The organism is Cellulosimicrobium sp. AB352 (genome assembly GCF_049538415.1).
GTDB lineage: Bacteria > Actinomycetota > Actinomycetes > Actinomycetales > Cellulomonadaceae > Cellulosimicrobium > Cellulosimicrobium funkei.
Genome location: NZ_JBMVFX010000027.1, coordinates 50,816 through 59,712 on the forward strand (window position 1 = coordinate 50,816; position 8,897 = coordinate 59,712).

The window sequence follows — 8,897 nt, forward strand, 5'->3', positions numbered from 1 at the left end:
ACCCTCCGCGGACCGTCCTGGGCGAGCGGGCGCCGGCGCCCGTCCCGCACCGGTCCGGTCCTCGCCGGGCGAGGACCGGACGGGGCGCGTCAGACGTACAGCGGCGTCAGGTCCGCGTACTCCTCGACCGAGCCGCCGCGCAGGCAGACCTCGATGATCCGGCGACCCAGCGGGTCGAGGTCGTCGGTGAGGAACTGCCGGAGCTCGCTCGCGAAGAAGTCGGTGATGATCCGCGCCCCGGCGTCGTAGGCCTCGACCCCCACCTGGGACTGCAGCTCGGGCCGCAGGAAGGTCGGGCGCACGAGCTGGCCGTCGATCTTCATCTCCGTGAGCGTGTAGCCGAACAGGGGGCAGCGGGCGGGCGTCAGCTCGTCCGGCCGCAGCCGGCCCCCGCCGCGGCGCGCGAGGTACTCGCGCGTGAGCCACTCGGCCGCGAAGTCCACCCGGTAGGCGCCGATGTGCTGGTTGGGGGTGAGCACGTAGCGCGTCCGGTCCGTCTCCACGAGCTGGCGCAGGAGGAGGTTCGCCGCCGCGACCTTCGTCCCCGTCGCGAACGGCCAGTACGACCCGACGCCCTCGGCGACCATGCCGCCGTGGGCGAGCGCCTCCGTCGCCGTGCGGGACTCGCCGATCGACGGGTTCTTGTCGCCGCGCGGCGCGACGAGCCGCCAGATCCAGGCGAGCGCCGCGGGCACCACGTGGGTCATGCCCATGATCCCGTAGGTGGGGTGGTCGCGCGTGCAGGCCGGCATGCGGGCGCCGAACGTGCGCACGTCGACCTCGGCCGGCCCGGCGACGTCGGTGAGCAGGTGCCGCGGCACGACGACGCGCGGGTTGGGGCACCGCCGGCCGTCGGCGTCGAGCGAGTGCTCCCAGGGCAGCACGGTCGCGTCGGGGACGCCGTCGATGTTGAAGAACACGAGCGGCACGTCGGGGTGGATGCACGCGCGCTCGAGGTGCGCGTCCTGCCCGTACCCGGTGAGGTTGTCGACGCGCACGAACCAGCCCTCCTCGGCGTCGGTCACCACGAGGCGGCCGTCGCCGGTCTGGAGCGCGGCGTGGCACAGCGTCATGTCGTCGGTGACCGGGGCGAGCGCGCTCGTCTCCCCCAGCGTGATGACGTACGGCTCGCGCGTGACCACGTTCGTGCCGAGCAGGATCCTGCCGTCCTCCTGACGGCGCAGGTCCTGGCACATCTCCGACTTGCCGCCGCCCGAGGCGCCCTCGTGCATGATCACGGTCTCGTTCTCGTACGGCGTGGTGACCCGGACCGACGACGCGTGCGCGGTGACCCAGCCCTCCCGCTCGCCGACGTCGAGCAGGACCGAGAACACGCCCTTCTTGGCGCTCGGCCCGGGGTAGAGGTTGTAGGCGAACACCTCGTGGAGCGTCTCGGAGCGGTCGTGCACGACGACCTGGCGCCCGCCGAACCGGGTGTGGCGCAGCGGCGGCGCGACGTAGAGGATCGAGCGCGGCGCGAACGGGCCGAGCTCGTCGAACGTGGCCCAGCCCTGGAGGTCGACGAGGGCGAGCGCGAAGAACGCCGCGTTGACGGGGCAGACGGCGAGCGACGGGTAGCCGTGCGTGCGCCCCCCGGCGCGGAACGGCACGACGACGAGCTCCTGCGCGGCGAGCCACGCGAGCGTCTCGTCCTTGACCGGGCCGAACTCCGCACCGAAGACGTCCCGGTAGCGCGGCTTGTCGGTCGGCAGGTCGTCGGCGATCCGCATGCAGTCCGGGTCCCGGCGGCGCATGTAGTCCTCGGGGTAGTTCACCGCGATCCCGTTGCGGCACCGCACGACCTCCGCCTCGACGACGCGCTCGCCCCCGGCGTCGTACTCGACGGCGAACCGCGGGCCGCCGTCGGGCCCGAGCGCGAGGCGGTAGAGCTCGTCGCGCGACGCCGGGACGACGAGGCGCGGGCACGCCGCGAGGGCGGCGGCGAGGGCGGGCGGCAGGACGACGCCGGGCGGGATCGCCCCGTCGGCGCGCGTGCGGTCGGTGGTCGTGGCGGTCATGGGTGCTCCAGGGGTCGGCGCGGGGATCGGGTCGAGGTGCGCCCACGAGCACCTGTCGCTTTGCGTGCAGATTACGACTCGATGACCATTCGACCCAGGGACCTTCGACCCGTCTCGGTCCGCACGCCGCGGACGGCCGCGGCGACGCCCGCCGGACGCCGAGACGGCGTCCGGCACGGCCCCGGGATCTGGGAGAATGGGCGACCATGAGCGACTTCCCGACGAACGCGCCGACGGGCGCGGCCGAACCCGCTGCAGCAACGACCTCCTCCGCCGGGCACGTAGCCGGTGACGTCGTCCGCGCGGTGGTCGCGGGAGTACCCGACCGGGTGAGCCTCGACGGGCTCGAGGACACCTACGACGCGCGCTGGGCCGAGCAGGGGACGTACGCGTTCGACCGCTCGAAGACCCGCGAGCAGGTCTTCTCCATCGACACCCCGCCGCCGACCGTCTCGGGCTCGCTGCACGTGGGCCACGTGTTCTCCTACACGCACACCGACGTCGTCGCGCGGTTCCAGCGCATGCGCGGCCTCGAGGTGTTCTACCCCATGGGCTGGGACGACAACGGCCTGCCCACCGAGCGGCGCGTCCAGAACTACTACGGCGTCCGCTGCGACCCCACGCTCCCCTACGTCGAGGGCTTCGAGCCCCCGCACGAGGGCGGCGAGGGCAAGTCCGTCAAGGCCGCCGACCAGGTACCGGTGAGCCGTCGCAACTTCATCGAGCTGTGCGAGCGGCTCACGGCCGAGGACGAGAAGCAGTTCGAGGCGCTGTGGCGCCGGCTCGGGCTCTCGGTCGACTGGGCGCAGCACTACCAGACGATCGACGCACGGTCCCGCACCGCGGCGCAGCGCGCGTTCCTGCGCAACCTCGCGCGCGGCGAGGCGTACCAGGCCGAGGCCCCCGGGCTGTGGGACGTGACGTTCCAGACCGCCGTCGCGCAGGCCGAGCTCGAGGCGCGCGACTACCCGGGCCACTTCCACAAGGTCGCGTTCCACCGGGTCGCGCCGGGCACCCCGGACGACGGCGCACCCGTCCTCATCGAGACCACGCGCCCCGAGCTGCTCGCGGCGTGCGTGGCGCTCGTCGCGCACCCCGACGACGAGCGGTACCAGCACCTGTTCGGCACCTCGGTGCGCTCGCCGCTGTTCGACGTCGAGCTGCCCGTCCTCGCCCACCCCGCCGCCGAGCGCGACAAGGGCGCGGGCATCGCGATGTGCTGCACGTTCGGCGACCTCACCGACGTGCAGTGGTGGCGCGAGCTGCAGCTCCCGACGCGCTCGATCATCACGCGCGACGGCCGGATCGTGCGCGAGACGCCGGACTGGATCACCTCGCACGCCGGCCAGGGCGTGTTCGCCGAGCTCGCGGGCAAGACGACGTTCTCGGCACGCCAGGTCGTCGTCGACGCGCTGCGCGACGCGGGCGACCTCGACGGCGAGCCCGTGCCGACCCAGCGCAAGGCGAACTTCTTCGAGAAGGGCGACAAGCCCCTCGAGATCGTCACGTCGCGCCAGTGGTACATCCGCAACGGCGGCCGCGACTGGACGACGGCCGACGGCACGACGCGCGACCTGCGCCAGGAGCTGCTGAACCGCGGCAAGGAGCTCGCGTTCCACCCCGACTTCATGCGCGTGCGCTACGAGAACTGGGTCGGCGGCCTCAACGGCGACTGGCTCATCTCGCGCCAGCGCTTCTTCGGCGTCGCGATCCCGCTGTGGTACCCCGTGCTCGAGTCGGGCGAGGTCGACCACGACCACCCGATCGTGCCGTCCGAGGACGCGCTGCCCGTCGACCCGTCGTCCGACGTGCCGGCCGGGTACACCGAGGACCAGCGCGGCGTGCCGGGCGGGTTCGTCGGCGAGAACGACATCATGGACACGTGGGCGACGTCGTCGCTCACGCCGCAGATCGCGGGCGGCTGGGAGGTCGACCCCGACCTGTTCGAGCGCGTCTTCCCCATGGACCTGCGCCCGCAGGGCCAGGACATCATCCGCACGTGGCTCTTCTCCACGGTCGTGCGCTCGCACCTCGAGTTCGGCTCGCTGCCGTGGAAGAACGCCGCGATCTCCGGCTGGATCCTCGACCCCGACCGCAAGAAGATGTCGAAGTCCAAGGGCAACGTCGTCACGCCCATGGGCCTGCTCGAGGAGCACGGGTCGGACGCCGTGCGGTACTGGGCGGCGTCGGCCCGCCTCGGCACGGACGCGGCGTTCGAGGTCGGGCAGATGAAGATCGGCCGTCGCCTCGCGATCAAGATCCTCAACGCGTCGAAGTTCGCGCTGTCGTTCGGGGTCGACGCCGAGACCGGGACGGGCGAGATCGTCCTCGACCCGGCGCTCGTCACCGAGACGCTCGACCGTGCGATGCTCGCGGGCCTCGCGACCGTCGTCGAGAAGGCGACCGAGGCGTTCGAGGCGTACGACCACACGCGCGCGCTCGAGGTCACCGAGACGTTCTTCTGGACGTTCTGCGACGACTACCTCGAGCTCGTCAAGGACCGCGCGTACGGCGCCGGGGCCGCGGCCTCCGACGTCTCCGCCGAGACCCGGTCCGCGCGCGTCGCGCTCGCCATCGCGCTCGACACGCTCCTGCGCCTGTTCGCGCCGTTCGTGCCGTTCGCGACGGAAGAGGTGTGGTCGTGGTGGCGCGCGTCGGAGGGCTCGATCCACCGCGCACCGTGGCCCACCCCCGACGTCGCGCGCTCGGCCGCGGGCGACGCCGACCCGGCCGTCCTCACCGCGGCGGGCCACGCGCTCGCGGCGCTGCGCAAGATCAAGTCCGAGGCGAAGGTGTCGATGCGCACCCCGATCCTCGCGGCGCAGGTCGCGGTGCCGGCGGCGTCGCTCCCCGGCGTCGAGGCGTCCGTCGTCGACGTCCGCAACGGTGGGCGCGTCACCGGCACGCTCGACCTCGTCGCGGCGGCCGAGGGCCAGGGCGACCCGGCCGTGCAGGGCGGGATCATCGTCGTCTCCTCGGAGCTCGGCGAGCCCGAGGCCCGCAAGAAGGGCTGACCCCGTACGACGACGCCCTCCCCGGCCGCGGCCGGGGAGGGCGTCGTCGTCGGTGGCTGGGGCCTAGATGATCTCGCCGCGCAGCCGCGAGTCGTCGCCGGACATCGTCGCCGCGACCTCGCGCGGCGTCCCCTCGTCCGCCCAGCGGAGCGTGGCGCCCACGCCCTCGATGAGCTCGACGCTGCCCTCGGGCGCGAACGTCAGCCCGGCGTCCTGCCCGACGGCGGCCCGGACGAGCGCGACCGTGGCGGGCAGCTTCTCCAGGCCGTCCGTCACGCCGAGGGACTCGATCTCCTCGCGGGTCGCCGCGATGTGCAGCGGGCTGGGCCCGATCCACAGCGAGCGGTCGTCGAGCGCGCCGTCCTGCCCGTACTCGTCGGCCAGCACGAGCTCCTTGACCTGGCCGCGCGCGAGCACCGCGACGACGTCCTCCACGGACGTCACCGCGCCGGACTCACGGCCCTGCTCCTGGCGGAACTCCGCGAGGACCTTCTCGCGGCGACGCTCCCGGTAGCTGTCGAGCGCGTCGGCCACGTTCGCCTCGAACGAGGCCTCGTTGATGCCCGCGCCCCGGCCGCCGCCCGGGACCTCGACCACGAGCTCGGAGATCGCGTGCCCGAGCGCGCCCCGCACGAGCGGCACGGCGCGCACGTCACCGGTGAGCAGCACGAGCTCGGGCCGGTACTCGGCCGCCTGGCGCTCCAGCTCCGCGGCGACCGCCTCGGCGTTGCGCTCCCAGGAGTCCTCCGCGCGGGACTCGATGCGCTTGTGCGAGAGCCCGCCGGTGCGGACCTTGTTGATGACGTCGTGGCCGCCCTCGACCGTCTCCGGCTCCGAGTAGGGCAGGTGGCCGCCCGCGACGGACCACGTGAGGTCCGCGCCCTGCCGGTCGACGACGACGCGCACGTAGTCGACCGACTCGTCCGCCGCGCGCGCCGCCTGCAGCAGCGCGGGCACGGGCCCCCAGGAGCCCTTCGTGAGCGCGGGCGGGTCCTTGACGACCCGGTCGACGAGCACGCCCGTGTCGTCGGCGATCAGCACCCGCCCGTGGGTGCCCCCGACCCGCGTCGGCCGCAGCACCACCTCCTCGAGGTCGTCGAGGACCGCGTCCGGCGCGCCCTCCTGGTGCAGCTGGCGCCGCACTCCCTTCCAGCGGTTCTCGACCTCGCGGTCCCCGGCCTCGTTGGCGCGCGTCGCGTCGATGTACACCGTCGCGAAGGGGCCAGGATGGCCGAGGAGGGGCTTGAGCCAATCGATCTTCATGCGAACACCTCATGACGTCCGTCGGCGTGGCGGGAGGGCCGCCCGACGCGGCGGTGCCGACGCCGGGGGCCCGCCCTGGGTCCCCACCAGGGTCCGTCAGATCGACGGGGGTCGCCACCGCGCGTCGGGCCCAAGAGGCGCCTCGCGCCGGCCTCCGGGCCGTCGCCCGGCCCGCTGCCGGGCCGTCAGGAGTAGGTGTCGAGGACCGGGGTCCCCTCGCCCGAGGCGGCGTGCTCGGCGGCGATGCGCTCGTGGTGGCGGATGACCTCGTGGACGATGAACGCGCGGAACTGCTCGGCGAACTCCGGGTCGAGACCGGCGGAGCTCGCGATGCCCGTGAGCCGGGCGATCTGCTGGCGGTCCCGGTCCGGGTCCGCGGGCGGCAGCCCGCCCTGCGCCTTGAGCTCGCCCACGCGGCGCGTGAACTTGAACCGCTCCGCGAGCAGGTGCATGAGCGCCGCGTCGATGTTGTCGATGCTGTCGCGCAGGCGGAGGATCTCGTCGGGGACGGCGGGCTGCCCGGGGTCGTTCGTCACCCACCGATCCTAGGGGTGCCCGTCGGGCGTCGAGGAACTCGATACTCGGAGTACGGAGTAAAGTGGCTCGCCGTCCCTCCCTACCGTCCCACTCAGCGGAGAGTTTCATGACGGAACACACGTCGCCGAGCCTCGTCGAGGTCTCCCCCACGGCGACCATCAGCACCCTCCTCACCGACCGTGTCGCGCGCGACCCCCGGGCGACGCTCGTCGAGCGCCGCACCACCGCCGACGGTCCGTGGGAGCGCGTCACCGCGCAGGAGTTCGAGGACGACGTCGTCGCGGTCGCCCGCGGCCTGCTCGCGCGCGGCATCGAGCCCGGCGACCACGTCGCCATCATGTCGCGCACCCGCTACGAGTGGACCCTCCTCGACTTCGCCGCCTGGGCCGTGGGTGCCGTGCCCGTCCCCGTCTACGAGACGTCGTCCGCCGAGCAGGTGCACTGGATCCTGTCGGACGCGGGCGTCCGGCTCGCCGTCGTCGAGACGGCCGCCCACGCGGCCGAGGTCGCGACCGTGCGCGACCGCCTGCCCGGCCTGGAGGACGTCCTCGTCGTCGAGGACGGCGCCGTCGACGCCCTGCGCGCCGCCGGGGCCGACGTCCCGGCCGCGGAGGTCGAGCGCCGTCGGGCCGCGCAGCGCGTCGACGACCTCGCGACGGTCATCTACACGTCCGGGTCGACCGGGCGCCCCAAGGGCGTCGAGCTCACCCACCGCAACTTCGTGCACCTCGCGCTCAACGGCCGGGCCGGCCTCGCCGAGATCCTCGACGCCGACGGCGCACGCACCCTGCTGTTCCTGCCGCTCGCGCACGTGTTCGCCCGGTTCATCCAGGTCGTCGTCGTCGCGTCGAACGCGGTCCTCGCGCACTCCTGGGACACGAAGAACCTCGTCGCGGACCTCGGCTCGTTCCACCCGACGTTCCTGCTCGCCGTGCCGCGCGTGTTCGAGAAGGTCTACAACACCGCCGAGCAGAAGACCGGGACCGGCGCCAAGCGCAAGATCTTCCACTGGGCGGCCAAGGTCGCCATCACCTGGTCCCGGGCGCTCGACGCCCCGGGCGGCCCCGCGCTCGGGCTGCGCCTCCAGCACGCCGTCGCGGACCGGCTCGTCTACTCGACGCTGCGCGCCGCGATGGGCGGCCGGCTCACGTACTCCATCTCCGGCGGCGCGCCGCTCGGCGAGCGGCTCGGCCACTTCTACCGCGGGGTCGGGCTGCGCATCCTCGAGGGCTACGGCCTCACCGAGACCACGGCCCCCACGGCCGTGAACCTGCCCGGCCTGACGAAGATCGGGACGGTCGGGCCCGCGTTCCCCGGCACGTCGCTGCGCATCGACGCGGACGGCGAGCTCCTGGTCAAGGGCGACCACATCTTCCGCGGCTACCGCAACCAGCCCGAGCTCACCGCCGAGGCGCTCCAGGACGGCTGGTTCCGCACCGGCGACCTCGGCGCGTTCGACGACGACGGCTACCTGCGCATCACCGGCCGCAAGAAGGAGATCATCGTGACCGCCGGCGGCAAGAACGTCGCGCCGGCCGTGCTCGAGGACCGGCTGCGCGCGCACCCGCTCGTGAGCCAGGTCGTCGTCGTGGGCGACCAGCGCCCCTTCATCGGCGCCCTCGTCACGCTCGACGCCGAGATGCTGCCGGGCTGGCTCGCGACGCACGGCCTGCGTCCGATGGACGTCGAGACGGCCGCGCACGACGCCGACGTGCTCGCCGCGCTCGACCGCGCCGTCGCGCACGCCAACGAGGCCGTCTCCCGGGCCGAGTCGATCCGCAAGATCACCGTGCTCACGACGGACTTCACCGAGCAGAACGGCTACCTCACGCCGTCGCTCAAGGTGAAGCGGCGCCTGGTCATCGACGACTTCGCCGACACGATCGACACGCTGTACGGCTCGAAGGTCGGCGCCGACGCCTGAAGCCCCACCCCCGGCCCCGGGGCCCGGGGCCCCGGCCCCCACCCCCGCCCCGCGGCACGGGCTGAGCAGGTGGTCCTGGTGCGTCCGGGTGACGGGACGGACCAAGACCACCTGCTCGGCCGCGCTACATCACCTGGTCGG

General features: G+C 73.5%; 5 protein-coding genes. 2 read left to right on the forward strand and 3 right to left on the reverse strand.

Annotated features, from left to right (window positions below; translation table 11 throughout):
• Nucleotides 1–89: 89 nt before the first annotated feature.
• Nucleotides 90–2,018 carry a DUF4914 family protein gene (locus ACPCUX_RS16815; RefSeq protein WP_085388146.1) on the reverse strand — a complete coding sequence of 643 codons (1,929 nt, stop codon included), beginning with the start codon at nucleotides 2,016–2,018 and terminating at the stop codon, nucleotides 90–92.
• Nucleotides 2,019–2,224: 206 nt separating this feature from the next.
• Here ACPCUX_RS16815 and valS point away from each other — a divergent pair, with 206 nt between their 5' ends.
• The gene (valS, locus tag ACPCUX_RS16820; RefSeq protein ID WP_423389213.1) at nucleotides 2,225–5,032 is read left to right on the forward strand and encodes a valine--tRNA ligase; all 2,808 of its coding nucleotides are present in this window, start codon (nucleotides 2,225–2,227) and stop codon (nucleotides 5,030–5,032) included.
• Between the two features lie 63 nt (nucleotides 5,033–5,095).
• Here valS and ACPCUX_RS16825 read toward each other — a convergent pair whose 3' ends face one another.
• The gene (locus ACPCUX_RS16825) at nucleotides 5,096–6,295 is read right to left on the reverse strand and encodes a Vms1/Ankzf1 family peptidyl-tRNA hydrolase (RefSeq protein ID WP_114553103.1); all 1,200 of its coding nucleotides are present in this window, start codon (nucleotides 6,293–6,295) and stop codon (nucleotides 5,096–5,098) included.
• Between the two features lie 185 nt (nucleotides 6,296–6,480).
• Entirely contained in the window at nucleotides 6,481–6,831 is a 351-nt protein-coding gene (locus tag ACPCUX_RS16830) for a chorismate mutase (RefSeq protein WP_021482739.1), read from the reverse strand.
• Between the two features lie 107 nt (nucleotides 6,832–6,938).
• Here ACPCUX_RS16830 and ACPCUX_RS16835 point away from each other — a divergent pair, with 107 nt between their 5' ends.
• A complete protein-coding gene (locus ACPCUX_RS16835; protein WP_255180983.1) occupies nucleotides 6,939–8,756 on the forward strand; it encodes an AMP-dependent synthetase/ligase in 1,818 nt (605 codons plus the stop codon).
• The last annotated feature ends 141 nt before the right edge of the window (nucleotides 8,757–8,897 follow it).